Genomic DNA, 24,056 nt, shown 5'->3' with positions numbered 1-24,056 from the left:
GGCCCGCGGAGCCGGCGCAGGCACCGGTCTCGGCGCAGCTGCTGGTGGGCGCGCGCCCCACGCGCGAGTCGCTGGTGATCGACACGCTGGGCATTTCCTTCGGCGGCCTGAAGGCGGTGTCGGACGTGTCCACCCGCATGGAGTCGGGGCAGGTCACCAGCATCATCGGGCCCAACGGCGCGGGCAAGACCACGCTGCTGAACCTGATCTGCGGCTTCTACAAGCCCAGCGCCGGCGTGGTGCGGCTGGGCTCGGTCGACCTGGCCGGCCAGCCCGCCTTCAAGGTGGCGCGCGCCGGCATTGCGCGCACCTTCCAGACGCCGCAGCTGTTCGACCAGATGACCGTGCTGGAGAACCTGCTGGTGGCCATGGAAGGCGGCGCGCTGCATTCGCCGGTGAACGACCTGGAGTCCGAAGCAGGCAGCGCGGCGGTGCACCGGGCGCGCGCGCTGCTGGACTACGTGGGCTACCAGGGCGACCTGCAGCGCATGGCGGGCGACCTGGCCCACATCGACAAGCGCCTGCTCGAAATTGCGCGCGCACTGGCGCTGCGCCCCGGCGTCCTCATGCTCGACGAGCCGGCGGCCGGCCTGAACCATTCCGACAAGGTGGCGCTGGCCAAGCTGCTGCGCACCATCGCGGATGCGGGCCTGGCCGTGGTGCTCATCGAGCACGACATGACGCTGGTGATGGGCATCTCCGACCACCTGGTGGTGCTCGATGCGGGCCGGCGCCTGGCGCACGGCAAGCCCGAGGCCGTGCGGGCCGACAAGGCGGTGATCGAGGCCTACCTGGGCGGCGCGCAGTTCACCACCAGCCCGCGCGCGCCGGGCTGGCAGGCGGCGCCCGAGGCGCTGCTCACCGTCAAGGGCATCCATGCCGGCTACGGCGGCACCAAGGTGCTGCACGACGTGGGGCTGGCGCTGCACCAGGGCGAACTGGTGGCGGTGCTGGGCGCCAACGGCGCCGGCAAGTCGACGCTGATGAAGTCGCTCTCGGGCCTGCTCAAGCCCAGCGAGGGCAGCGTCATGTTCCTCGGCAAGGAAATCGCCCGGCTCGCGCCGCACCGCATCGCCCGCGAAGGGCTGGTGCTGGTGCCCGAGGGACGGCAGGTGTTCCCGGAGATGTCGGTGCTCGACAACGTGCGCATGGGCGCCTACACCCGCACCGACCTGCAGCCCGGCGAGGTGGAAGAGATGGTGCAGCGCTTCCCGTCCATCTCGCGGCGCATGCATGGCCGCGCGGGCCTGTTGTCGGGCGGCGAGCAGCAGATGCTGGCCATTGCCCGCGGGCTGATCGCCAAGCCGAAGGTGCTGCTGCTGGACGAGCCCTCGCTGGGCCTGGCCCCGGCGCTGATCAACGAGCTGTTCAAGGTGCTGGCCGACCTGCGCGACCAGGGCATGACCATCCTGCTGGTGGACCAGATGGCGGCCCTGGCACTGGCGGTGGCCGACCGCGGCTACGTGATGGAGTCGGGCGAGATCGTGCATGCGGACACCGCCGGCGCCCTGCGCGACGACCCGGCGCTGGAGCGTGCCTACCTCGGGCAGGCTTGATGGCTTGATCGCGTTGTCTCCCCCTTTTGCCTTTTGACGCGAGAGGCAGGCCGGCCCTTCGGGGCCGGTTTTTTTGCGAGCGCTCAGCTGGCGCGTGCCAGCGCCACGGCATCGGGGCCGGCCGGAAAGCGCAACTGGGCCGAGGTGTCGTTCGCCGCCTGCCACACGCCCTGGGCCACATCGGCCGGGCGGGTCATGACGCGCACGCCCGCAAACTCGCCAAACACCCGTTGCGCGTAGGCGCCGTAAGGCTCCGGAATCAGCCCCTGCATGCGTGCCGCGCCGTTGTCGGCAAAGCGTGTGTCGGGGCCGTAGCCGGGCTGCACCAGCTTCACCCGCACGCCGAACTGGGCCAGTTCCAGGGCCAGCGATTCGGTGAAGCCCTCGATGGCCGTCTTGCTCGCCGTGTAGGCGGCCACCAGCGGAAAGGGTGCCAGTACCGCGCTCGACGTGACGTTGACGATGGTGCCCGCGCCGCGCTGGCGGAAGTTCGGCAGCACGGCCTGGGTCATGGCCATGGCGCCGAAGGTGTTGGTCTCGAAGAGCTCGCGCACGGTCTGCATGGGCGTGGCCTCGAAGGCGCCGAGCGCGCCGATGCCGGCGTTGTTGACCAGCACGTCGATGGGGCCTGCGGCGGCCAGCGCCTGCGCAATGCTTTCGGGCCGGGTGACGTCCAGCGCCAGCACGCGCAGGCGCTCGCTGCGCGGCAACACATCGTCGCGGGGCGAACGCATGGTCGCGACCACGGACCAGCCGTTGTCGAGGAAGTGGCGGGCGGTTTCGAGGCCATAGCCGGAGGAGCAGCCGGTGATCAAGACGGTCTTCATCTGCAAAGTCCTTGGTGGGTTGGGATGGCACAACTTTAGGCGGCCATCGCAGGACTGACTACAATCGATAGTCGCCAATTCATTTGCATTAGTCCTGCCGTCATGACCGATCCGCTGTCCGAAGTGATCTCGCTGCTGCGACCCGGCTCGGTGCTTTCCAAAGGCATCAGCGGCGCCGGACGCTGGGGCGTGCGGTATTCGGCCTTTGGCCATCCGAGCTTCTGCGCGGTGCTCGAAGGCGGCTGCCTGCTGTCCGTGGACGGGCACGCGCCGATCGCGCTGGAAGCGGGCGACTTCGTGCTGATGCCCGCCACGCCCGGCTTCGCCATGACGGGCTTCGAGCCACCGGCCATGCTCAGGAAGATGGACCCGCATGCCAGTGCATCGCAGCAGGCCGAGCTGCGGCACGGCCGGCAGAGCGGGCCGCCGGACGTGCGCCTGCTGGGCGGCTATTTCGTCTTCGAGTCGCCGGATGCGCCACTGCTCGTCTCGCTGCTGCCGCAGCTCGTGCATGTGCGCGGCCAGGTGCGCCTGGCGGCGCTGGTGCAACTGGTGGGCGACGAGGCGCGCGAGCAGCGCGCGGGCCGCGAACTGGTGCTCACGCGGCTGGCGGAGGTGCTGCTCATCGAAGCGCTGCGCTCGTCGGGCGGCGCTTCGGCGGCGCCCGGACTGGTGCGCGGGCTGGCCGATGCGCGCCTGGCCGCCGCCATCCGGCAGATGCACGAGAAGCCGTCGCAACCGTGGACGGTGGCGCAACTGGCGGACGAGGCCGCGCTGTCACGCTCGGCCTTCTTCGAGCGCTTCAGCCGCGCGGTGGGCCTGGCGCCCATGGAATACCTTGTCGCCTGGCGCATGGCACTGGCCAAGAAGCTGCTGCGCGGCGGCGAACTTGCCCTGGCCGAAGTCGCCGAACGCGTGGGCTACAGCTCGGCCAGCACCTTCAGCACCGCCTTCAGCCGGCACGTCGGCCAGCCGCCGGCACGGTACGCGCGCGCGGGTTGATCCCCTCCGGGAGGGATGCGCACCGCGCGATCACGTGTAGGATTCCAGTGGTAACTACTGTTACCAACTGGGCGCCTGCATCGGGCTGGCCCGCACAACCTCCCAAGCACTTTTCAAGAAAGAAGATGAAGGCACTCAATCTCTCTCTGACGGGTTCGCTGGCGCTGGCCTTGCTGGCGGCTGGCTGCAGCACCATGCAATCGGGCCAGAAGTCCTCCGCCGAAACGGATGCCGCCAAGACCGCCGCCGCGCCGGCCGAGCGGCCGGCGCCCAAGATGGTTCGCCGCAAGCAGGCCTCCGGCCTCACGGCCGACCAGGTGAGCCAGGCGCTGGCGACGAAGAACTCGGCCAAGATCCGCAGCGCGCTGGTCGGCAAGACCGTGACGGTCGAACTCGCCAAGGGCGATGGCAAGAGCTGGAACGGCAGCGGCGTGGAGGGCGCCGACTTCGCCTGCCGCGCCAGCGAGAGCGGCTTCGACGGCGGTGAGGTGACGGCCAAGGTGCGTTCGTACAAGCCGGCCACCAAGAGCCAGGATGCCTCGCTGGAACTGGACAACTGCTCGAGCAATTTCGCGCTCGAAGCCGCTGCGCCCGCCGCCAAGCCCGCCGCCGCTGCAGGCACGGCAACTGCGGCAACGGCCGCTGCCGCCGCACCAGCCGCCAAGTCCGCTGCTGGCGGCGCGGCCAAGCCCGGCATGGATGCGCAAGGCAACGTGATCGATTCGTCGAAGGTGGAGGCCGGCAGCGGCCGCACCGTCAAGGGCATCAACGGCTACGAGGGCGAGATCACCGGCATTCCGGCGAAGAACTCCAAGTTCACCGGCCTGCAGATCGGCATGCCGATGAAGCAGGTGACCGACATCGCCGGCCCGCCCACCGACCAGGGCGGCTACGTCACGGGCAAGGCGTGGATCCCGTTCTACTTCGGCGGCGACCGCCACCGCTTCGAGATGACCTACAAGGGCCAGGGCCGCCTGATCTTCGCCGGCGGCGGCATGGGCGACTACAGCAGCGGCAACCTGATCTGGATCATCCACAACCCGAACGAGAGCGGCTACCGCTGATTCTTTTTTTCAGCGGGTGAACCGGCCCGCCACGGTCGGCGTGGACATCAACACACGCATTGCCCAGCGCTTGCGCGAACTCCGAGATTCGCGCGGCTACTCGCTCGATGTCTTAGCCGAGCGCAGCGGCGTGAGCCGCTCGAACATCTCGCTGATCGAGCGTGGTCAGAGCAGCCCCACAGCAGTCGTACTCGACAAACTGGCCATCGGGCTGAGCGTGGCGCTTGCCTCATTTTTCGAGGACGGTCCGAATGGAGCCGGCAGCGTGTCGTTGTCGCCCCTGATCCGCCTATCCGATCAGCCAGTATGGGAAGACCCTGCCTCGGGCTACGTCCGCCGGCGACTCTCCCCGCCCGCTCCCTCGCCGCTGCAGTTGGTGGAGGTGACATTCCCGCCAGGGGAACGCTTGGCCTTGGATTCAGCGGTACACGACGCAGACATTCACCAACAGGTTTGGCTGATCAAAGGCCGCATGGAGTTGACCGTCGGCGACACCACGTGGGCGCTGGCGGCCGGTGACTGTCTAGCCATGCAGCTCAATCAGCCCATCGTGTTCCACAACCCCGGTGCGCAGCCTGCTCGGTATTTGGTAGCGCTGACTACGCTGTCGAAGCCCCCGGGGCGCTCAGCGACTCGCATCCCGATCAACCAACGAGAATCATGACCATCCCTGTCCCTGTGCCGCCCACCATCACCGTTCGCCGCGTAGGTGCCGACGAAACAGCCGACTGCCTTGAAGGATTGGCCGAACTGCTTATCGACTGCGTACAAGGTGGCGCTTCCGTGAGTTTCATGTGGCCCTTGCCACGCGCTCGTGCGTTGGCTTTCTGGCAAGGCGTTGCAGAAGGCGTGATCCGCGATGAGCGAATCTTGTTGATCGCGGAGGAACCAGGCGGGGCCATCCTAGGCACCGTGCAATTGGTCACCGCAATGCCCGAGAACCAACCTCATCGCGCCGAAGTGGCGAAGATGCTTGTCCACCGAAGGGCCCGTCGCCAGGGATTGGCTCGGCGCTTGCTGGCTGCAGTGGAAGACGTTGCGCGTGGGGAGGGGAAACCCGTGCTGGTTCTGGATACCGCAACGGGCGGGGATGCCGAGCGACTGTATCGGCGCGCAGGCTGGCAGGAAGTGGGCGTTGTGCCGGACTACGCGCTGATGCCAGATGGATCAATGTGTGGCACCACGTTCTTCTACAAGCGTGTTTGAGTTAGTGCCGGCCCGTGGGGCAGTATTCGGCCCCATAACCAGACGTTCACTATGAAGCTTTACTTCCTGCCAGGCGCCCCTTCTCCCAACAGAGTGCGTCTGTATGTCGCGGAAAAGAACGCGAACGCCAAGGTGTTGGATATTGAGGAAGTGAATCTGCAGGGTGGTTTGCATCGGTCGACTGCACACCTGCTTCGCAATCCGTTTGGAAAGGTCCCGGTGCTCGAGATTGACCCGAGCACATTCATTGGTGAGTCCTTGGCCATCGCAGAGTACCTCGAAGAATGCTTTCCGGCGCCTCCGCTGTTCGGAAGAACGAAGTTGGAGCGAGCCAGGGTGCGGGAACTGGAGCGCATTGCGGAGCTGCGTGTGTTCTATCCCCTGGGCCGGTATGTGCAGGCGACGGTGACGCAAGTGGAGAGCTTTCCCGAGCCCGGTGTCGCGGCGCACTTCCTCGGTCGCATCCCTGCCGGCCTGGAATATCTGGACGGCGAGCTGCGCACGGGAAGGCCATACATTGCCGGAGACTTTCCGACAATGGCCGACTGCACACTCGCAGCCATCTTGGAGTTCGCGCGATCAAAGGGCGTGACGGTGACCGGCGACTACCCGGCACTTACAGCGTGGTTCGACCGGTACCGTGCCCGGCCGGCGGTAAGCGCAATCTTTCAACCACCAAGCCAGAATGCAGCGGCATGATTGCACCCGCAATCGGCCAACTCCGGACATTCCTACCGCCGCCGTCGACTTCCGCTCTGCCCCTGGAGCGGACATAGCCGTAGAAATCGCAACTTCCTCGGTATAGCCCAACCAAGGCGCAATGCTTTCCGATCGCTGCGCACCTACAGGAATTTGTGCCAGGCGCTGCTACGGCTGCTCCTGCAGCGCTGAAATCAGCGGACAAGAGACTGTCCCGTGACTCGCACAGCAGTCGTCAACCAACGTGGCCAGAACTGACTCGATGCGGTGGAGATCGGCTAGCTTGGAGCGCACATCGGCGAGTTTTTCCTCCGCGGCCTGGCGCGCTTCATCGCAATGGGTGCCGTCATCCAACGCGAGCAGGCTGGCCACCTCGTCGAGGCTGAAACCCAGGCTCTGCGCAGACTTCACGAACCTGACCCGCGCCACGTCGGGCTCGCCGTAGCGCCGGATACTTCCGTAGGGCCTGTCCGGCTGCGACAGCAGTCCCTTGCGCTGGTAGAACCTGATGGTCTCCACGTTCACCCCAGCCAACTCGGCGAATGCGCCGATGCTCAGGTTGTCCGCTTGCTTATCCATACCGCTTGACTCCGTACTTGACTACGGAAGTAAGCTTACCCCTGTTCGAAAACACGTGGAAAGGATGAGTGCAATGTCGGAAGCCAAAAGTGGACGCGGTGCCCTGGTTGCAGGAGGCCTCGCCGCGCTGCTCGCGTCGACCTGCTGCCTCGGTCCCCTGGTCCTGGTGACGCTCGGTGCTGGCGGCGCGTGGATCGGGAACCTGTCTGCGCTGGAGCCATACCGGCCGCTTTTTCTGGGGGCGGCGCTGGTGGCGCTGTTCTTCGCCTACCGCCGCATTTTTCGGCCCGTGCAGGACTGCAAGCCCGGAGAGGTCTGCGCCGTGCCGCAGGTTCGGCGCGGCTACCAGGTCGTGTTCTGGATCGTCGCAGCGCTGGTCATCGTCGCGCTCGGATTTCCCTACGTATTGCCCTTGTTCTATTGAAAGGACTTCATCATGAAGAAGCTGTTACCCGTCGTCGCGCTGCTCGCGGCATTCGCCGCCCCCGTGTGGGCCAGTCCGCAGACCGTCACCCTGTCGGTGCCGGGCATGACCTGCGCGGCGTGCCCGATAACAGTCAAGCAGGCGCTGAGCAAAGTCACTGGCGTGAACAAGGCCGATGTCAGCTTCGAGAAAAAGCAGGCCGTCGTGTCGTTCGATGATGCCAAGACCAACATCCAGGCGTTGACCAAGGCCACGGCGGACGCCGGGTACCCGTCGACCGCCAAGCAATAGGCCTCACACCATGGGACTGGTTGCACGGATTGGGGACAAGGCCGGGGCGCTGGGCAGCGTCGTTTCCGCCATGGGCTGTGCGGGGTGCTTTCCGGCCATCGGCAGCTTCGGCGGTGCCATCGGCCTGGGCTTCCTGAGCCAGTACGAGGGCCTGTTCATCACCGTGCTGCTGCCGCTGTTTGCCGCGCTGGCCTTGCTGGCCAATGCGCTGGGCTGGCTGAGCCATCGCCAGTGGCACCGCAGCGTGCTGGGCATGGTCGGGCCGGTCATCGTGCTCGTCGCCGCGTACACCATGGCGGAGAAACTGCTCTACGCGGGCTTGGCCATCATGATCGGCGTGTCGGTCTGGGATCTGCTCGCGCCGGCGCATCGCAAGTGCGCTCCTGACTCGACCGCGCTACCGCAGAGACAGTGATCAATTTTTTCAACCCGAACGAACAGGCCGTTGAATGACCACCTTGCAAATCGAAGGCATGACCTGCGCCTCGTGCGCCCAGCATGTACACAATGCGCTGAAGATGGTGCCAGGTGTGCGCTCGGTATCGGTGTCCTATCCGGACCGCCTGGCCAAGCTCACGCTCGACGAAGGAACATCGCCGGCCTCGCTGACGACCGCGGTGGCAGCGGCTGGGTACCGGGCCCTGCGCGTCGACACTTCGGCGCCGGCTCCCACCGGGCTGCTCGGCAAGGCGCGTCAATGGCTTGGCGGCGCCGCTCGGCCGGGCGCCGCCGACCAGCCGCTGCACGTCGCTGTCATCGGCAGTGGCGGCGCCGCAATGGCAGCGGCGCTCAAGGCGGTAGAAAACGGCGCCCGCGTCACGCTGATCGAACGCGGCACGATCGGCGGCACCTGCGTCAATGTCGGCTGCGTGCCGTCCAAGATCATGATCCGCGCTGCACACGTCGCACATATGCGCCGCGAAAGTCCGTTCGACGCCGGGCTGTCCGCGGCGGCGCCGACCGTGCTGCGCGACCGGCTCCTCGCGCAGCAGCAAGCTCGCGTGGACGAGCTGCGTCAGGGCAAGTACGAGAACATCCTGAGCGGCACGCTGGCCATTACGGTCGTGCACGGCACGGCGCGCTTCAAGGACAGCCATACGCTCACGGTGACGCTGCGCGAGGGTGGCGAGCAGGAGGTGTCTTTCGATCGCTGCCTGGTGGCCACCGGTGCAAGCGCTGCGGTGCCGCCAGTCCCGGGTCTGACGGAAACACCGTACTGGACGTCAACCGAAGCCTTGGCCTCCGATGTGATTCCCCAACGCCTGGCGGTGATCGGTGCCTCCGTGGTGGCGGTGGAACTTGCGCAGGCGTTCGCACGGCTGGGCAGCCAGGTCACGATCCTGGCGCGCAGCAAGCTACTTTCCCAGGAAGATCCGGCCGTCGGCGAGGCGGTCGCTGCCGCGTTTCGCGATGAAGGCATCGCGGTGCTGGAGCAGACCGAGGCGAGCCAAGCAGAGTACGCCGATGGCGAGTTCGTCTTGACGACGAATCACGGTGTGCTGCGAGCGGAGCGGCTGCTGGTGGCCACCGGACGCTCGCCGAACACTGGCGGCCTGGACCTCGAAGCCGCAGGCGTGAAGCTCGGCGAGCGCGGTGCCATCGTCATCGACCGCGGCATGCGAACCAACGTCGCGGGCATCTATGCGGCAGGCGACTGCACGGACCAACCGCAGTTCGTCTATGTGGCCGCGGCGGCCGGCACGCGAGCGGCCGTCAACATGACGGGCGGCGAGGCTGAGCTCGATCTGACGGCGATGCCGGCTGTCGTGTTCACCGATCCGCAGGTAGCGACCGTCGGCTACACCGAGGCCCAAGCGCATTCGGCGGGGATCAAGGCTGACAGCCGCACGTTGACGCTGGACAACGTGCCGCGTGCTCTGGTCAATTTCGACACGCGCGGCTTCATCAAGCTCGTTGCCGAGGTTGGTACCGGCCGAATCCTGGGCGTGCAGGCGGTCGCGGCGGAAGCGGGCGAACTCATCCAGGCGGCGGCGCTGGCGATCCGAGGCCGCATGACCGTCCAAGACCTGGTCGACCAGCTGTTCCCCTATTTGACGATGGTCGAAGGTTTGAAGCTCGCAGCCCAGACTTTTACCAAGGACGTGACGCAGCTTTCGTGCTGCGCAGGCTGAGGAGGTGCCATGCCGAGCGTTGCGGCCGCGATGATCGACAAGAGCGACTTCGCGACGCTCATCATCGACGGGTTGTCAGGGGGGAGCAGGCTGGAAGGGTTTGCTTCCGTCTTTGTCGCACTCCTGCGTGAGCTGGTAAAAGGCTCCCCGGTGTCTGTGCGGGTGTTGGCTGAAGCCTCAGGGCAGTCATTGGACCAAGTCGACGCGGTACTGCGGCAAGCACCTGACATCGAGTACGACCCGGCAGGCAACATCGTCGGCTATGGCATCACGCAGCGGCAAACGCCCCATGTCTTTGAAGTGGAGGGGCGCCGGCTGTACACCTGGTGCGCCCTCGACACCCTGATGTTTCCGGCCTTGATAGGCAAGTCCGCGCGCGTGCGCTCCCTCTGCCCGGAGACGGGCATGCCGGTGTCGCTGACGGCGGCTCCGCACGAGCTATGCGCGGTCGAACCACTCGACGCCGCTGTTTCCTTGGCAGTTCCGCAAACCGGCATCCGGCAATCTTTCTGCTGCCAAGTGCATTTCTTCGCCTCTCGCGCTGACGGCGATCGATGGGCGCTTCGGCACCCAGAGGTTGAGGTCGTAAGCGTCGAGGCGGCTTTCCTTCTGGGGCAGGAGATTGCTCGCCGGCTGGCCCAAAGTGCCAAAGTGCTGTTGCCGACACTGGATGAGAACCATCCATGACGGACATGAAGCAATTGACGCCCTGCGTTGGAGAGCCTGAGCTGATGGAGACAAACCGTGCATGAGCGCAACGAACACGCTGGTGCCCCGCCCAGGCGGCGCGGTTATGCCTGGGGACTGCTTGCGCTTCTGACGTGTCCCTGCCACCTGCCCGTGGTAGCGCTGTTGCTATCGGGGACGGCGGCAGGCGCGTTCATCGGCGCTCACATGGGTGTTGCGACGCTGGCCGCGGTCGCCTTGTTCGGCGTGTCCGTTGCGTTCGCCATTCGAGCGTTCAAGGCGCCACGCTGACCCGTCGCCGTTGAACCGCCGGGTCACAGCATGTACCCGACGTCGGAAGCGCCGGTGGGATAGGCGAATATCGTGCGCTTGAGGTCCGCTGCAGTCAGGTCGTGCCGAATGGCCAGCGCGAACAGGTTGATCACCTCGTCGACATGGGGTCCCACCAAGTGGGCGCCGAGGATGCGGTCCGTTGCCTCGTCGACCAGGACCTTGAAGCCGTAGGTCGGCTCCGCCGCCTGGCGAGCCGTGAACCAGTCAGGAACCTTCTGGCTCTTCACACGGAACTTCAGCCCCTGCTTGCGCGCCTCGGCTTCGCTCAGCCCAACCATGGCGATCGGCGGAATCGTGAATGCAACGCTCGGCACGCCCCTGTAGTCCGGCCGGCGTTGATTGCCCTTCAGCATGTTGGCGGCAACCACCTTGGCGTCGTGGCTCGACACCGGGGTCAGCGGCGGACCGACCTGGGCCGCGTCGCCGGCGGCATAGATCGCCGGATTGGACATGCTCTGCAGATATTCGTTGAGCTGAATGCGACCGTTCGCTACCGCCACCCCTGCGGCCTCAAGGTCGAGCGAGGCCAATGCTGGCGCACGGCCGGCGGCATGGACAACGAGGTCGGCGTCGAACGACATCGGCCCCTGAGCCGACGAGGCATGGACTTTGAACCCCTCATTCGTTCTCTCGACGGCTCCGACCTTCGTGCCAGTGTGCACCTCGATACCCAAGGCCGTGAATTTCTCCATCAGCCAGCCGACCAAGTCCGGGTCGAAGGCCTTGAGCATGCGCTCTGCGTGCTGCAGGACGATCACCTGGCTGCCCGCTCGTGCGGCGATATGTGAAAACTCGGCTGCGATGTAGCCGCCCCCCACCAGGACAATGCGGTGTGGCAACGACTCCAGGCCGAGAAAGCCTTCGTTGGTCATCAGGTGCTGCTCGCCTTGGATGCCCAGCGGGATGGGTTCGGCTCCGCACGCGAGCAGCGCGTGGCGAAAGGTCAGCGTTTCAGCACCAATGGCGATCCGCGTGTGGTCCACGAAGCGCGCCTGGCCGTGGAAAGTGTCGATCCCTTTGGCGGCATAGCGCTGCAAGTGATTCTCGGGCACCGGATCGGTGAAGCTGCGTTTGAACGCCATCAGGCCGGGCCAATCGATGGCCGTCTCACCGACGACGCCCCTGCCGTGCATGCGGCGCACATGGTCGAGCGCCTCTGCTCCGCCCACGAGCATTTTCTTGGGGTCGCAACCTCGCAGCGCACAGGTGCCTCCAAACGGCCTGAAGTCGGCAACTGCCACCCTCCATCCCTCCTCGCTCACGCGCATGGCCGCCACCATCGCCGCCGTGCCGGACCCAACAATCACCAAGTCGTATTCGCCCGCCATGTTCGTTCCCGGAGTGGAGGTACGTGCAGCTTACGGGGATGGAGCAGAAACCGATACCCACCCAAAGTGGGCACACCGCCCTAAGCTTTTTGAGGGGCTCGAGTGTCATGGCTGGCCGGCGGTGGCGGCCCAACGACTGCGCTTCGTGGTCGACTTCGCCTACGCCACGGGGCGCATCGGCGAGTTGGTCGGCGCCGCAGGCGCTGCGGCAGGCGTTGTACCGACGCCGGCACGAACCGATCGCAGTGGTCGGCACATGGCTTCGCCGTGTGATGCAGGGCTACTTCAACTACCACGCCGTCCCCGGCGACAACCTGCGCCTGAGCCGGTTCCGATCAGGAGAAAGCTCTTGGTTCTCAAATCGAGCGGCAACGACTGCTTCCGCTGGCTTTCCGGTCATTGCCGGCGTTGTCCTGGCCGGCGGGAGTGGGCCCAAAGGAGACTTCGAAGGTCCACTGCAAGCGGACGCTCGTAGGCATTGCCGTCACAGCAAGGCGAGGGCGTTTAAACGCATCGCCGCACCACCCGAGGCTCAGAGCGGCTCGATGTCCGGCAGCCGCCAGCGCTTGTCGAACCAGGGCGCGAGCGGCCCGTAGAGGCGGAAGATGGCGAACCAGCTCTTGCCGGGCACGGTCTGGATCCAGTTGGCCGCACCCTCGGGCCGCTTGCCGGAGAAGTACACATCCACGCTGCCGTCGGCATTGGCCTTGGGCTGCGTGTTGCTCGACAGGCTCGGAAAGCGCTGGTCGGTCTGCAGCAGCGACCGCGTCTGCGGGTCGTACACCGCCACCGACCAGAAGTCCTTCACTGGCACGTTGGCGGGAATGCGCAGGCGGTAGACGTTGTTGCCGTCGAAGGGCCGCCCCGTGACGTCGAGGTTGGACACCGCGTACTGCGAGCCCACGCCCGGCATGGCCACCGCCATGGCCGGCGTGTTGACCGTGGCGGCGTAGAAGAACATGGTGCGCGCGTCGAAGTTGCGCGCGCCGCCCGGCGTGAGCCATTCGTAGCTGCCGCCGATGAAAGGCGTGTTCCAGTTGCCGTCGGGGTAGATCCGTGCGCGCTTGTCGCGGTTGCGGAAGTCGATGGAACGCGCCAGCGCATTGCCCACCGCCACCGAGTCGGTCAGCAGGCGCTTCATGCTCCCGTCGGGCTCGAAGGGCTGGCCCTTGACCAGGCCGATGCTGTTGAACAGGCCCATCATGTCGGGGCCGAAGGAATCCTCGGGCTCCTCCTGGATGATCTCGTTGAGTTCACCGTAGAAGCTGAAGTCGTTGGCGTGCACGGTATTGAAGCTGCGCCCCGACAGGTTGACGAACTTGGGCGCATGCGCCTGCCCGGTCTCGGACAGCGGATACACCCGCGCCGACCTGCGGATGTTCTCGGCCGCCGGCTTCGGGTCGCCGTTGACCGCGAAGCCGCGCCATATCAGCCAGTTGTTGAAGGTGGCCGGGCGCGCCACGAAGTAGCCCGGCGGCACCTCGCCCTTGTAGCCCGGCGGCAGGATCAGGAACTTGCCGCCCTGGCCCTTGTCGGGGCCGGCGTTGCCCAGGTCGATCACGTAGCGGAACCAGAAGTCGTCCAGCACGCCCAGCACGTTGGGCGGGCTCTCGACCACCACCGGACCCTTGGTGAGGTCGATCCAGGTCATGGCATACACGCTCTCGGTGTTGCCGGTGAGCAGCAGCGACTTGCTGTCGAGCAGGTCGTCGTAGATGCCGATGGTGCCGTCCACCGCGCCCACCTCGCGCAGGCCGCGCCGCATGGCCACCAGCGAGGCGCCGGGAATGCCGTTGAGGAACACCTCGATGCCGCGGCTGAAGTCCAGCTGCTCGTACACCTTCTTCGCGGTGGCCGCGGTCGGAATGCCGTCGAAGAACTTCAGGGTGCCCAGGCGCGTGTCCACCAGCTCGGGCGTGGTGATCTGCTGGGGCACCTTGGTCGTCATGTCGTAGGACGAGGGCGAGACCGTGGTGCAGGCCGAAAGGAGCAGGGCGCCGGCCGCGAGGCAGGCGGCCGAAAGTGCCTTGCCACGGCGCATTTCGGCGGGCTGAGAGGTCGACAGACGGTGCATGGGCATCTTCGATGGACGCGGCTGTGGATGAAAGGCCGAGTCTAGTAAAGAAGCGCGGCTTCGGGGGCGCGCGAACTGTCCGCCAGACGTCACTGCGGATGCGCCGCCCTGGCATAGACTCGCCCGCGCATCGCACTGCCATCCGGCAATTGCTCGAAGCAGACACAAGAAAGGACAAGCGTGAGCCCTACCCGGAAGATCCAGGCCATCGTGGCCGCCGCCCTGACCGTTGTGGCAGCCGCCGCATCGGCAGCGGCCCAGGCGCAGACCCCGGCGACCGCCGCCAAGGCCGTACCCGTCACCGTCGACAACTTCGTGCGGGCCGAGTCCGACACCTACTTCGCCGGCATGGCCAAGGTCGACGGTGTGGGCAAGCTGGCCCATCGCCGCGCCCCGGCCAGCATCGACAACCAGACCGTGGTGCGCCTGAACCGGGACACGCTCTACAGCTCCGGCGTCTTCGACCTGGACGCCGGGCCGGTGACCATCACCATGCCCGATGCGGGCAAGCGCTTCATGTCGATGCAGGTGATCAGCGAAGACCACTACGTGCCCGACGTGTTCTACGGCGCAGGCACCCACACGCTCACGCGCGAGGGCGTGGGCACGCGCTACGTGGCGGTGGGCATCCGCACGCTGGTCGATCCCGGCAGCGCCGAAGACCTGAAGCAGGTGCACGCCCTGCAGGACGCCATCCAGGTCAGCCAGGCCGCGCCCGGCAAGCTCGAGCTGCCCCGGTGGGACGCGGTGAGCCAGAAGAAGGTGCGCGACGCGCTGCTGGTGCTGCAGTCCACCGCGCCGGACTTCAAGGGCGCCTTCGGCAAGAAGGGCGAGGTGGACCCGGTGCGCCACCTGCTGGGCACGGCTGCCGGCTGGGGCGGCAACCCGGACAAGGACGCCACCTACTTGAACATCACGCCCGCGCGCAACGACGGCAAGACCGTCTATCGCCTGAACGTGAAGGACGTGCCGGTGGATGCCTTCTGGTCGATCAGCGTCTACAACGCCAAGGGCTATTTCGAGAAGAACGCCGCCAACGCCTACACGCTGAACAACATCACGGCCAGGAAGGAAGCCGACGGCTCCGTCCAGATCCAGTTCGGCGGGTGCAAGCCCCAGGCCGCCAATTGCCTGCCGATCGTGGCGGGCTGGAACTACACCGTGCGGCTGTACCGGCCGCGCGCCGAGGTGCTGAACGGCAGCTGGCAGTTTCCAGAGCCGCAACCCGTCAACTGACGATCCTCAGGCGTCCCGCGCAGGGGCGGCGCCGGGCTGCTGCGCCGGCGCGCTCCACCACTGGCCCTGCGGCACGACCTTGGCATGCGCCGGGTCGCCGAAGTAGTGCGGCGACATGATCTGCACGCCGTGCTCGTTGAACACGTCCAGCAAGTGCGAGTGCAGCAGCTGCATCACCTCCGCGCGCGGGCGCGGCTGCGAGGGGATGGCCTGGCACACCAGCCGGTACTCGACGTAGAAGTCGGACAGGGCGGTCTTGAACACATTGGGCGCGGGCGCGTCCAGCACGCCTTCGGTGCGCCGCGCGGCCTCGATCATCATGGCCTCCACCTGGCGCCACGGCGTGTCGTAGCCGATGGTGAGGGTGGCGTCCAGGATGTAGCCCGGCCCGCGAACCGTGCGCGAATAGTTCTTGGTGACCGAGCCCATGATCACCGAGTTGGGCATGCTGATCTCCTCGCCCAGGCCGGTGCGGATCTTGGTGGTGAAGGTGCCCAGCTCGGTGACGGTGCCTTCCTGGTCGTTGATGCGCACGTACTCGCCCACGCGGATGGTGCGCGAATACATGAGGATGAGACCGCTGGCGCCCTGGCCCACCAGGCTGGAGCCGCCCAGCGTCAGCATCAGGCCGACCAGCACCGAGATGCCCTTGAACGCCTCGCTCTGCGCGCCCGGCAGGTAGGGGTAGGCCATCGCCAGGGCGAACAGCCACACCGCCGTGTTGAAGATGCGGCGGGTGGGCACCGCCAGGTCGCGGTCCAGCCAGGGCAGGCTGCTCAGGCCGTGCTCGGCACGGTCGAACATGGGGCGCACCATGACCACCACGCCGCGCGCCAGCAGGAAGATGCACAGGGCCACCGCCAGGTCGGGCAGCGCGCCGAGCACGCCCGACCCGATGCGCTGCAGCACGCCGAACAGGAAGCTGCCCAGCTGCTCGCCCCAGGCCCGCGTGTAGGCAAAGCGTCTGAGAACGTACACCAGCCATTCGTAGGTGAGCATGGCCACCACCAGCCACAAGCCCACGCCCACCAGCCAGCGGGCCGCCATGCGAATGCGCCCCGGGTGCAGGATGCCCAGGCCGCCCACCTGGATGTCGGCCGCCTTGGACTCAAGCAGGGCGCTGGTGCGGGCCGCCAGGGCGCGGCGGATGCGCAAGGCCAGCCACACCAGGAACACGAAGACCAGCGTGGCCAGCGCGCTGTAGAGCGCCGCGTGCAGCAGCCGCCCCTTGTCGCGCGCCTCGCGCGTCTCGGAAATGGCTTGCGACAGCGTCTGGACCGTGTCCTGCGCCAGGGCGTCGAGCGTCTGGCCGCGCGCAGCGTCGGCGTCCTGCGGCAGCAGGAAGAAGGCAAAGGCGCTGTCGATCAGCAGCACCTTGCCTTGCGGCGCGTCCGACGCCGTGACCTGGCCGGGGCCGCCCTTGTCCAGCAGTTCGTCCACGGTCTGCTCGGCGCGGCGCGCCCGCTCGTGCGCCGACACGCCCATGAAGGTGCCGCGCATCAGTGCGATCTTGCGGTGCTGCACCACCACCTGGGCAGACTGCGCCGAGTCCGACGACGCCTGCACCGGCGCCTGCACCGCCGCCGTGGGCTGTGCCGCTGCCTCGCCCGGCGCTGCAAGAACGAGCATGAGCAGCATGAGCATCGGCACGAGCCCCGCCACCACGAATCGCGACATCAATCGCAGCATCGAAAATTCCTCCATTGGCCCGCCGCCAGCGCGTGCGGGCGATATTCGCGGCGGATCATGCCTGAAACCGGTGTAGGCTCCGCGTCCATTGCCAAGAGAGGGAGTTCTACAAGAAATGCATTCGGCGTCGTTGCTGTTGATGATCCTGTGCGCGGGCCTGGCCAGCCAGTGGCTGGCCGCCTGGGTGCGCCTGCCGGCCATCGTGGTGCTGATCGCGGTGGGCCTGGTGCTGGGGCCGGTCACCGGCGTGGTGAGCCTGAACCTGCCGCGCGAGCAGCTCAGCGAGCTGATCGGGCTGGGCGTGGCCATCATCCTGTTCGAGGGCGGCATGGACCTGAAGCTGGGCGAATTCCGGCGCGTGGGCCGTGGCGTGGGCCGCCTCACCGTGCTGGGCCCGCCGGTGGCCTGGCTGCTGGCCAGCCTGGCGGCCCATTATGTGGGCGGCCTGGCGTGGCCGGTGGCCGTGGTGCTCGGCGCCATCCTGGTGGTGACGGGCCCCACGGTGATCATTCCGCTGCTGCGCCAGGCGCGACTGAACAAGGAGTCGGCCGCGCTGCTGAAGTGGGAGGGCATCGTCAACGACCCGGTGGGCGTGCTCATGACGGTGCTGGCCTTCCAGTACTTCACCATTTCCGACGGCGACCTCGCCACCACCTTCAAGGCCCTGGGCGCCGCCATCGCCGTGGCGCTGGTGCTCGGCGGCCTGGGCGGCTGGGCCATCGGCTGGCTGTACCGGCGCGGCGGTGCGCCCGAGCACCTGAAGCCGCCCATCCTCATGGTGCTGGTGCTGGCGGCCTTCTGGGCCAGCAACCAGGTGCAGGACGAGGCGGGGCTGCTCACCGTCACCGTCATGGGCCTGGTCATCGGCAACATGGACCTGGCCGAGCGCGAATCGCTGCAGCGCTTCAAGGAAGACCTGACGGTGGTGCTGCTGTCCATCCTGTTCATCGTCATTCCGAGCCAGCTCGCGCCGCAGCAGCTCAAGCTCGTGGATTGGCGCATGGGGGCCTTCGTGCTGTGCATCATCTTCCTGGTGCGGCCCGTCACCATCGCGGTGGCGACGCTGGGCGCGCCCATGCGCCGGGAAGACAAGCTGCTGCTGGGCTGGATCGCGCCGCGTGGCATCGTGGCGGTGGCCACGGCCGGCGTGTTCGGCCCGGCGCTGGTGCATGCCGGCTACCCCGATGCGGAAAAGCTGCTGCCGGCCACCTTCCTCATCGTGATCTCGACCGTGCTGTGCCACGGCCTGACGCTGGGCCGCTTCGCGCGCCGGCTGGGCCTGGCGGCGCGCACCGATTCGGGCCTGCTCATCGTCGGCGCCTCGCCCTTTACCTGCGCGCTGGCGCTGGCCCTGCAGAAGCTGCAGATCGACGTGCTGGTGGTGGACCGCGACTACGACGCGCTCAAGCTGGCGCGCATGCAGGGCATCGAGACCTTCTACGGCGAGTTCTTGTCCGAGCATGCGGAAGAGACGCTGGAGGTGCAGCACCTGAGCTACCTCCTGTGCGCCACCGACAACGATTCGTACAACGCGCTGGTGTGCAAGGCGCAGGGCCGGCGCATGGGCAACCACCGCACCTTCCAGCTGGCGCAGCGGCGCGGCGCGGGCCAGGCGGCCGGCGAGGTGGCGCTGGTGCGGCGCGGCTACTACGCCTTTCACCAGGAGGCGAGCTTCCACCTGCTCAACGCGCGCCTGCAGGACGGCTGGACCGTGCAGACCACCACCCTCACCAAGAGCTACGGCTGGCCCGAGTTCCAGGAACGCATGGGCAAGATGGGCGAGGACTGGTGGCTGATCGGCGGCGTGTCGCCGTCGGGGCAGTTCCGCATCTATTCGAGCGAGCAGCCCTTCAAGGCGGAGGCGGGCTGGACGGTGATCCGCTTCGACCCGCCCACGGGCGGGCTGGCCGAGAAGGCCGGCTGAGCCTTCAGGCCGCCGGCAGTTCGCCGCGCCGGGGCAGGTCGGCCCCGCGGCGCGAGCAGGTGATGGCTGCCGCAGCCACCGCAAAGCCCAGGGCCTGGTTCAGCTGGCCCGACGAAAGCCCGGAGATTTTCTCGATGGCCAGGCCACCCTGCTCCGCCAGCCAGGTGAGCAGGGCCGCCTGGAAGGTGTCGCCCGCGCCCACGGTGTCGACCACCGTCATGGCTTGGGCGGGCACGGTGGCCTCGCCCTGGCGCGTCCAGGCGGCGGCGCCTTGCGCGCCGCGGGTGACCACCACCAGGCCGACGCCGGCGGCCAGTGCTTCGCCCGCGAACTGCGCGGGCGCCATGCCCGGGCGCAGCAGGTGCAGGTCTTCCTCGCTGATCTTGAGCAGGTGCGTGCGCGGCAGCATCCACTGCAGCATCTCGCGCCAGGGGGCGAGCGAGGGCTCCACGTTGAGCCGCACATTGGGGTCGTAGCACACGGGCGTGCGCTTGCGCTCGCGCTCGACCAGGGTGCGCAGCGTGCTTGCGATGGGCGGCACCACGGTGGCATACGAGCCCACCTGCAAGGCGCTGATGCGCGACGGCAGCAGGTCCAGCGCCTCGGCCGTGAGCTGGCGGTCGGCGCAGTTGTCGCCATAGAAGCTGTACGAGGGCACGCCTTGCGCGTCCAGCCCCACCAGGCCCAGCGTGGTGGGCGCGTCGGGGCGGGTCACGGTGGCGCAGTCGACACCCTCGCTTCGCAGCGCCTGCATCAGCCGCTCGCCCAGGAAGCCGCTGGAGATGGCGCTGAAGAAGGCCACCGGCTGGGCCAGCCGCGCCAGCCCCACGGCCACATTGAAGGGCGAGCCGCCCACGCGCGCGTCCAGCGTGGTGCCGGTGGGGGTGTCCCCGGCGGCGAACACGTCCATGAGGGCCTCGCCACATACGACAAACATTTGCTTCTCTCCCGATCGGATCTTTCGGGCCAGCGCGGGATTGCGCCGGGGCCGCGGGCGAGCATCGCGCAACGGGGGAGGGGCAGGAACCCGGGAAAACACTTAATAAATCGAATTGATTTATCTATTCATGCAGACCAGAATTTCCAGCACGCCGGTCCGTCGGACCTTCATGTCACACGCTTCAAGGAGACAACCCATGCCCAACAAGGCTCGCTTCAACATCGCTTCCGTCTTTGCAGCCGCCGGCCTCGCGGCCGTTGCGGGCGGCGCTTTCGCCGCCGACGCGCCGGTCATCGGCCTCATCACCAAGACCGACACCAACCCCTTCTTCGTGAAGATGAAGGAAGGCGCGCAGGCGGCCGCCAAGGAGCAGGGCGCCAAGCTGCTGAGCGCGGCCGGCAAGGCGGACGGCGACAACGCGGGCCAGGTCACGGCCATCGAGAACATGATCGCGGGCGGTGCCAAGACCATCCTGATCACGCCCAACGATTCGAAGGCCATCGTGCCGGCCATCAAGAAGGCGCAGGACAAGGGCGTGATGTTCATCGCGCTGGACAGCCCGGCCGATCCGGCCGACGCCACCGACGCCCTGTTCGCCACCGACAACTACAAGGCGGGCCTGCTCATCGGCGAATACGCCAAGGTCGCCATGGCCGGCAAGACGCCCAAGATCGCCACGCTGGACCTGTTCCCCGGCCACCCGGTGGGCGCGCAGCGGCACAACGGCTTCATGAAGGGCTTCGGCCTGCCGGCGGCGGATGCCAAGAGCAACGAGCTTTCCAAGAGCCCCGAGGTGGTCTGCAGCGCTGACAGCTACGGCGACCAGGCCAAGGGCCAGACGGCCATGGAGAACTGCCTGCAGAAGAACCCCGACATCAACCTCGTCTACACCATCAACGAACCGGCCGCGGCCGGTGCCTACCAGGCGCTGAAGGCGGCGGGCAAGGAAAAGGGCGTGCTCATCGTGTCGGTGGACGGCGGCTGCGCCGGCGTGCGCAACGTCAAGTCGGGCGTGATTGCCGCCACCTCGCAGCAGTACCCGCTGAAGATGGCCGCCATGGGCGTGGCCGCCGGCGTGCAGTACGCCAAGAACGGCACCAAGGCCAAGGGCTACACCGACACCGGCGTGACCCTGATCACCGACAAGCCCATGGCCGGCGTGGACAGCAAGGACACCAAGGTCGGCACCGATCTGTGCTGGGGCAAGTAAGGCGCGCTGCGGAGCCAACGCCTGAAGGACGCGCCATGTCGGCCACCACCTCTTCTTCCTCTTCCTCGGCCGCGTCGGCCGGCGGCCTGCACCTGCCGCCGCTGGCCACGCTGGGCCCGCTGATCGCGCTGCTGCTGGCCTGCGGATTCTTCGCCACGCAGAGCGACCGCTTCCTGTCGGTGCAGAACTTCTCGCTCATCCTGCAGCAGGTGATGGTGGTGGGCACCATCGCCATCGGGCAGACGCTCATCATCCTCACCGCGGGCATCGACCTGAGCTGCGGCATGGTGATGGCGCTGGGCGGCATCGTCATGACCAAGCTCGCGGTGGACAGCGGCATGAATGCCTACCTGGCCATCGTGTGCGGCATGCTGGTGACCATGGGCTTCGGTCTGGTCAACGGCCTCCTGGTGACGCGCATCCGCCTGCCGCCATTCATCGTGACGCTGGGCACGATGAACATCGCCTTCGCCGTGACGCAGCTCTATTCGAACGCGCAGACGGTGACCGACCTGCCGCCGGCGATGACCTTCTTCGGCAACACCATCGCCATCGGCGGGGCGGCCATCAACTACGGCACGATCCTGATGATCGCCCTGTATGCGTTCATGTGGTGGGGCCTGCGCGAGACGCAGCCCGGGCGCCATGTGTACGCGGTGGGCAACAACCCCGAGGCCACGCGCCTCACCGGTATTGCCACCGACAAGGTGCTGCTGGCGGTGTACGTCACCGCCGGCCTGTTCTACGGAATCGCCTCGCTGCTGTCGGTGGCACGCACTGCGGTGGGCGACCCCAATGCCGGGCAGACCGAGAACCTGGACGCCATCACGGCGGTGGTGCTGGGCGGCACCAGCCTCTTCGGCGGCCGCGGCATCGTCCTGGGCACCCTGCTGGGCGCGATCATCGTGGGCGTGTTCCGCAACGGGCTCACGCTGATGGGCGTGTCGTCGGTGTACCAGGTGCTGATCACCGGCGTGCTGGTCATCCTGGCCGTGGCCACCGATCAGATTTCGCGCAGAGGAGTCCGCTGAAATGAACACCCCCGCACATTCCCACGGCCCCCTGGTGATGGAGGCCAAGGGCCTCGTCAAGCGCTACGGCAGCGTCACCGCGCTGGACGGCGCCGACTTCGAGCTGCGCGCCGGCGAGATCATGGCCGTGATCGGCGACAACGGCGCCGGCAAGTCCTCGCTCATCAAGGCGCTGTCGGGTGCCACCATTCCGGACGAGGGCGAGATCCGGCTCGACGGCAAGCCCATCCATTTCAAGTCGCCCATGGACGCGCGGCGCGAGGGCATCGAGACGGTCTACCAGGACCTGGCGGTGGCGCCGGCCATGACCATTGCCGAGAACCTGTTCCTCGGCCGCGAGATCATCCGCCCCGGCTTCTTCTCGCGCCTGTTCCGCTGCATCGACAAGAAGAAGATGCTGGAAGAGAGCATTGCCCGCATGAACGACCTGAAGGTGGGCATCCGCTCGATGACGCAGGCGGTGGAAACGCTCTCGGGCGGCCAGCGCCAGTGCGTGGCGGTGGCGCGCAGCGCGGCGTTTGCGCGGCATGTGGTCATCCTCGACGAGCCCACCGCGGCGCTGGGCGTGAAGGAGGGCAACATGGTGCTGGAACTCATCCGGCGCGTGCGCGACCGCGGGCTGCCGGTGATCCTCATCAGCCACAATATGCCGCATGTGTTCGAGATCGCTGACCGCATCCATATCGCCCGCCTCGGCAAGCGCGCCTGCATCGTCAACCCCAAGAACATCAGCATGAGCGACACCGTCGCCGTGATGACCGGGGCCATGCGCCCGGAAGAGCTGCCGCACCAGGCCTTCGCATGATGAGCGCCGGCCGGGAGGGCGCCGACATGGAGAACGGACCGATCGCAGCGGCAGCAGGCGGCAGCCATGCGCACGAGGGCGCCCAGCGCCTTCGCCCGCGCGGCTCCAACCAGGTGGGCATGCGCCAGTTCAACGAGCGGGTGGTGCTACAGGCCATCCGCCTGCACGGCCCGCTGCCCAAGGCCGAGATCGCGCGGCTGACCAACCTCACGGCGCAGACGGTGCAGATCATCATCGCGCGGCTGGAGGCCGAGGGCCTGGTGATCAAGCATGCGCCGCTGCGCGGGCGCATCGGCCAGCCTTCGGTGCCGATGGCGCTCAACCCCGAGGGCGCCTTTTCCATCGGCATCAAGATCGGACGGCGCAGCCTCGACGTGCTGCTGCTCGATTTTGCGGCGCAGGTGCGCGAGCGCCTCACGCTGGACTATGACTTTCCCGACCCCGACACGCTGTTCGACGAGATCCGCGCGCGCCTGAAGCTCTTGCGCAAATCGCTGGGCCCCAAGCGTGGGCAGCTGCTGCGCGGGGTGGGCATCGCGGCGCCGCTCTCGCTGGGCGGCTGGCAGTCGCTGCTGGGCGTGGCGCCGCAGCAGGCCGCGCGCTGGCACGAGATCGACATCGAAGCAGAAGTGCAGGAGATGACGCAGCTGCCCGTGGCCCTGTGCAAGGACACCGCGGCCGCCTGCGTGGCCGAGCTGGTGGCCGGGCGCGGGCGCAGCGTGCGCAGCTTTCTCTATGTGTTCGTCGACACCTTCATCGGCGGCGGGCTGGTCATCGACAGCCACCTGCGCAGCGGTGCCACGGGCAATGCGGGCGCCATCGGCTCGATGTCGATGGGCGCGGCCCTGCGCGGCGAGCCGCCGCGGCAGCTGCTGAGCGTGGCCTCGCTCTTCACGCTGGAGAAGATGTATGCCGAGGCCGGCCTGGACACCGGCGCCGCGGCCGACGCGCGCGCCATGCAGGCGCCGTGGCTGCCGGTGACGCAGGCGTGGCTGGCGCTGGCCGCGCCCGGCATCGCG

At 67.3% G+C, this 24,056-nt stretch carries 24 protein-coding genes; 18 read left to right on the top strand and 6 right to left on the bottom strand.

Annotation, left to right across the window (positions count from 1 at the left end; genetic code table 11):
* Window positions 1–1,556: ATP-binding cassette domain-containing protein (locus tag VSO01S_RS20120; protein ID WP_153305333.1), on the top strand; the 1,556-nt coding region annotated here is incomplete at its 5' end.
* 83 nt (window positions 1,557–1,639) lie between these two features.
* Here VSO01S_RS20120 and VSO01S_RS20115 read toward each other — a convergent pair.
* Window positions 1,640–2,383 (bottom strand): SDR family oxidoreductase, encoded by a 744-nt coding sequence (locus tag VSO01S_RS20115; RefSeq protein ID WP_174544749.1) that lies wholly within the window; start codon window positions 2,381–2,383, stop codon window positions 1,640–1,642.
* Window positions 2,384–2,485: 102 nt separating this feature from the next.
* On the opposite strand from VSO01S_RS20115, the gene VSO01S_RS20110 reads away from it, so the two are divergent.
* From VSO01S_RS20110 to VSO01S_RS20090, 5 genes are all read left to right on the top strand, one after another.
* The gene (locus VSO01S_RS20110) at window positions 2,486–3,385 is read left to right on the top strand and encodes an AraC family transcriptional regulator (RefSeq protein ID WP_068644582.1); all 900 of its coding nucleotides are present in this window, start codon (window positions 2,486–2,488) and stop codon (window positions 3,383–3,385) included.
* Window positions 3,386–3,510: 125 nt separating this feature from the next.
* Window positions 3,511–4,449 (top strand): hypothetical protein, encoded by a 939-nt coding sequence (locus VSO01S_RS28035; protein ID WP_245684267.1) that lies wholly within the window; start codon window positions 3,511–3,513, stop codon window positions 4,447–4,449.
* 40 nt (window positions 4,450–4,489) lie between these two features.
* Window positions 4,490–5,113, top strand: a complete 624-nt coding sequence (locus VSO01S_RS20100) for a helix-turn-helix domain-containing protein (protein WP_068644586.1) — start codon at window positions 4,490–4,492, stop codon at window positions 5,111–5,113.
* Window positions 5,110–5,655 carry a GNAT family N-acetyltransferase gene (locus VSO01S_RS20095; RefSeq protein WP_068644581.1) on the top strand — a complete coding sequence of 182 codons (546 nt, stop codon included), beginning with the start codon at window positions 5,110–5,112 and terminating at the stop codon, window positions 5,653–5,655. The genes VSO01S_RS20100 and VSO01S_RS20095 overlap by 4 nt, the downstream gene beginning before the upstream one ends.
* Window positions 5,656–5,706: 51 nt before the next feature.
* On the top strand, window positions 5,707–6,354 hold the full coding sequence (locus tag VSO01S_RS20090; protein WP_084241994.1) for a glutathione S-transferase family protein: 648 nt from the start codon (window positions 5,707–5,709) through the stop codon (window positions 6,352–6,354).
* A gap of 168 nt (window positions 6,355–6,522) precedes the next feature.
* Here VSO01S_RS20090 and merR read toward each other — a convergent pair whose 3' ends face one another.
* Window positions 6,523–6,933, bottom strand: a complete 411-nt coding sequence (gene merR / locus VSO01S_RS20085) for a mercury resistance transcriptional regulator MerR (protein ID WP_068644579.1) — start codon at window positions 6,931–6,933, stop codon at window positions 6,523–6,525.
* Between the two features lie 73 nt (window positions 6,934–7,006).
* Here merR and merT point away from each other — a divergent pair, with 73 nt between their 5' ends.
* Genes merT through merE form a run of 6 tightly spaced genes read left to right on the top strand, consistent with a single transcriptional unit; the run spans window position 7,007 to window position 10,758 of the window.
* Window positions 7,007–7,357 carry a mercuric ion transporter MerT gene (gene merT, locus VSO01S_RS20080; RefSeq protein WP_068644578.1) on the top strand — a complete coding sequence of 117 codons (351 nt, stop codon included), beginning with the start codon at window positions 7,007–7,009 and terminating at the stop codon, window positions 7,355–7,357.
* 12 nt (window positions 7,358–7,369) lie between these two features.
* Window positions 7,370–7,648 carry a mercury resistance system periplasmic binding protein MerP gene (gene merP / locus VSO01S_RS20075; protein ID WP_068644577.1) on the top strand — a complete coding sequence of 93 codons (279 nt, stop codon included), beginning with the start codon at window positions 7,370–7,372 and terminating at the stop codon, window positions 7,646–7,648.
* Window positions 7,649–7,658: 10 nt separating this feature from the next.
* Window positions 7,659–8,063: an organomercurial transporter MerC gene (merC, locus tag VSO01S_RS20070; protein ID WP_068644576.1), complete on the top strand. Its 405-nt coding sequence runs from the start codon at window positions 7,659–7,661 to the stop codon at window positions 8,061–8,063.
* Between the two features lie 34 nt (window positions 8,064–8,097).
* Entirely contained in the window at window positions 8,098–9,780 is a 1,683-nt protein-coding gene (merA, locus tag VSO01S_RS20065) for a mercury(II) reductase (RefSeq protein ID WP_068644575.1), read from the top strand.
* A 9-nt stretch (window positions 9,781–9,789) separates the two neighbouring features.
* Complete coding sequence (gene merB / locus VSO01S_RS20060) at window positions 9,790–10,467, top strand: organomercurial lyase MerB (RefSeq protein ID WP_245684266.1); 678 nt, start codon at window positions 9,790–9,792, stop codon at window positions 10,465–10,467.
* Between the two features lie 57 nt (window positions 10,468–10,524).
* Window positions 10,525–10,758 (top strand): broad-spectrum mercury transporter MerE, encoded by a 234-nt coding sequence (gene merE, locus VSO01S_RS26840; RefSeq protein ID WP_084241993.1) that lies wholly within the window; start codon window positions 10,525–10,527, stop codon window positions 10,756–10,758.
* Window positions 10,759–10,781: 23 nt separating this feature from the next.
* Here the strand turns inward: merE and VSO01S_RS20055 are convergent, their stop codons facing one another.
* Both VSO01S_RS20055 and VSO01S_RS20050 read right to left on the bottom strand, forming a co-directional pair.
* Entirely contained in the window at window positions 10,782–12,128 is a 1,347-nt protein-coding gene (locus tag VSO01S_RS20055) for a dihydrolipoyl dehydrogenase family protein (RefSeq protein WP_068644574.1), read from the bottom strand.
* Between the two features lie 532 nt (window positions 12,129–12,660).
* Complete coding sequence (locus VSO01S_RS20050; protein WP_245684265.1) at window positions 12,661–14,202, bottom strand: DUF1254 domain-containing protein; 1,542 nt, start codon at window positions 14,200–14,202, stop codon at window positions 12,661–12,663.
* Between the two features lie 207 nt (window positions 14,203–14,409).
* Between VSO01S_RS20050 and VSO01S_RS20045 the strand changes: the two genes are divergently transcribed.
* Window positions 14,410–15,438 carry a DUF1214 domain-containing protein gene (locus tag VSO01S_RS20045; RefSeq protein ID WP_373282914.1) on the top strand — a complete coding sequence of 343 codons (1,029 nt, stop codon included), beginning with the start codon at window positions 14,410–14,412 and terminating at the stop codon, window positions 15,436–15,438.
* 6 nt (window positions 15,439–15,444) lie between these two features.
* Here VSO01S_RS20045 and VSO01S_RS20040 read toward each other — a convergent pair whose 3' ends face one another.
* Window positions 15,445–17,127 carry a mechanosensitive ion channel family protein gene (locus VSO01S_RS20040; RefSeq protein ID WP_084241996.1) on the bottom strand — a complete coding sequence of 561 codons (1,683 nt, stop codon included), beginning with the start codon at window positions 17,125–17,127 and terminating at the stop codon, window positions 15,445–15,447.
* A gap of 115 nt (window positions 17,128–17,242) precedes the next feature.
* Between VSO01S_RS20040 and VSO01S_RS20035 the strand changes: the two genes are divergently transcribed.
* Window positions 17,243–19,051 carry a cation:proton antiporter gene (locus tag VSO01S_RS20035; protein WP_084241991.1) on the top strand — a complete coding sequence of 603 codons (1,809 nt, stop codon included), beginning with the start codon at window positions 17,243–17,245 and terminating at the stop codon, window positions 19,049–19,051.
* A 4-nt stretch (window positions 19,052–19,055) separates the two neighbouring features.
* Here the strand turns inward: VSO01S_RS20035 and VSO01S_RS20030 are convergent, their stop codons facing one another.
* The gene (locus VSO01S_RS20030) at window positions 19,056–19,988 is read right to left on the bottom strand and encodes a carbohydrate kinase family protein (RefSeq protein ID WP_068644570.1); all 933 of its coding nucleotides are present in this window, start codon (window positions 19,986–19,988) and stop codon (window positions 19,056–19,058) included.
* Window positions 19,989–20,187: 199 nt separating this feature from the next.
* Between VSO01S_RS20030 and VSO01S_RS20025 the strand changes: the two genes are divergently transcribed.
* The 4 genes from VSO01S_RS20025 to VSO01S_RS20010 form a co-directional block, all read left to right on the top strand.
* Window positions 20,188–21,201, top strand: coding sequence for a sugar ABC transporter substrate-binding protein (locus tag VSO01S_RS20025; RefSeq protein WP_068644569.1), 1,014 nt, complete (start codon window positions 20,188–20,190; stop codon window positions 21,199–21,201).
* Between the two features lie 35 nt (window positions 21,202–21,236).
* Window positions 21,237–22,232 carry an ABC transporter permease gene (locus tag VSO01S_RS20020; protein ID WP_068644568.1) on the top strand — a complete coding sequence of 332 codons (996 nt, stop codon included), beginning with the start codon at window positions 21,237–21,239 and terminating at the stop codon, window positions 22,230–22,232.
* 1 nt (window position 22,233) lies between these two features.
* The gene (locus tag VSO01S_RS20015; protein ID WP_068644567.1) at window positions 22,234–23,037 is read left to right on the top strand and encodes an ATP-binding cassette domain-containing protein; all 804 of its coding nucleotides are present in this window, start codon (window positions 22,234–22,236) and stop codon (window positions 23,035–23,037) included.
* On the top strand, window positions 23,037–24,056 hold a 1,020-nt coding region (locus VSO01S_RS20010; RefSeq protein WP_068644566.1), incomplete at its 3' end, for an ROK family transcriptional regulator. The genes VSO01S_RS20015 and VSO01S_RS20010, both read left to right, overlap by 1 nt.

It is taken from the genome of Variovorax soli NBRC 106424 (assembly GCF_001591385.1).
Taxonomy (GTDB): domain Bacteria; phylum Pseudomonadota; class Gammaproteobacteria; order Burkholderiales; family Burkholderiaceae_C; genus Variovorax; species Variovorax soli.
This window is presented reverse-complemented; position numbering and strand designations above follow the sequence as displayed.

What these genes read in the sequence shown, in the direction of transcription:
- VSO01S_RS20020 (WP_068644568.1), top strand. Translation starts at nt 21,237, where the DNA reads ATGTCGGCCACCACCTCTTCTTCCTCTTCCTCGGCCGCGTCGGCCGGC.
- merC (WP_068644576.1), top strand. Translation starts at nt 7,659, where the DNA reads ATGGGACTGGTTGCACGGATTGGGGACAAGGCCGGGGCGCTGGGCAGC.
- VSO01S_RS20115 (WP_174544749.1), bottom strand. Translation starts at nt 2,383, where the DNA reads ATGAAGACCGTCTTGATCACCGGCTGCTCCTCCGGCTATGGCCTCGAA.
- VSO01S_RS20030 (WP_068644570.1), bottom strand. Translation starts at nt 19,988, where the DNA reads ATGTTTGTCGTATGTGGCGAGGCCCTCATGGACGTGTTCGCCGCCGGG.
- VSO01S_RS20090 (WP_084241994.1), top strand. Translation starts at nt 5,707, where the DNA reads ATGAAGCTTTACTTCCTGCCAGGCGCCCCTTCTCCCAACAGAGTGCGT.
- merT (WP_068644578.1), top strand. Translation starts at nt 7,007, where the DNA reads ATGTCGGAAGCCAAAAGTGGACGCGGTGCCCTGGTTGCAGGAGGCCTC.
- VSO01S_RS28035 (WP_245684267.1), top strand. Translation starts at nt 3,511, where the DNA reads ATGAAGGCACTCAATCTCTCTCTGACGGGTTCGCTGGCGCTGGCCTTG.
- VSO01S_RS20035 (WP_084241991.1), top strand. Translation starts at nt 17,243, where the DNA reads ATGCATTCGGCGTCGTTGCTGTTGATGATCCTGTGCGCGGGCCTGGCC.
- VSO01S_RS20040 (WP_084241996.1), bottom strand. Translation starts at nt 17,127, where the DNA reads ATGCTGCGATTGATGTCGCGATTCGTGGTGGCGGGGCTCGTGCCGATG.
- VSO01S_RS20055 (WP_068644574.1), bottom strand. Translation starts at nt 12,128, where the DNA reads ATGGCGGGCGAATACGACTTGGTGATTGTTGGGTCCGGCACGGCGGCG.
- merB (WP_245684266.1), top strand. Translation starts at nt 9,790, where the DNA reads ATGCCGAGCGTTGCGGCCGCGATGATCGACAAGAGCGACTTCGCGACG.
- merR (WP_068644579.1), bottom strand. Translation starts at nt 6,933, where the DNA reads ATGGATAAGCAAGCGGACAACCTGAGCATCGGCGCATTCGCCGAGTTG.
- merA (WP_068644575.1), top strand. Translation starts at nt 8,098, where the DNA reads ATGACCACCTTGCAAATCGAAGGCATGACCTGCGCCTCGTGCGCCCAG.
- VSO01S_RS20095 (WP_068644581.1), top strand. Translation starts at nt 5,110, where the DNA reads ATGACCATCCCTGTCCCTGTGCCGCCCACCATCACCGTTCGCCGCGTA.
- VSO01S_RS20110 (WP_068644582.1), top strand. Translation starts at nt 2,486, where the DNA reads ATGACCGATCCGCTGTCCGAAGTGATCTCGCTGCTGCGACCCGGCTCG.
- VSO01S_RS20025 (WP_068644569.1), top strand. Translation starts at nt 20,188, where the DNA reads ATGCCCAACAAGGCTCGCTTCAACATCGCTTCCGTCTTTGCAGCCGCC.
- merP (WP_068644577.1), top strand. Translation starts at nt 7,370, where the DNA reads ATGAAGAAGCTGTTACCCGTCGTCGCGCTGCTCGCGGCATTCGCCGCC.
- VSO01S_RS20015 (WP_068644567.1), top strand. Translation starts at nt 22,234, where the DNA reads ATGAACACCCCCGCACATTCCCACGGCCCCCTGGTGATGGAGGCCAAG.
- VSO01S_RS20050 (WP_245684265.1), bottom strand. Translation starts at nt 14,202, where the DNA reads ATGCACCGTCTGTCGACCTCTCAGCCCGCCGAAATGCGCCGTGGCAAG.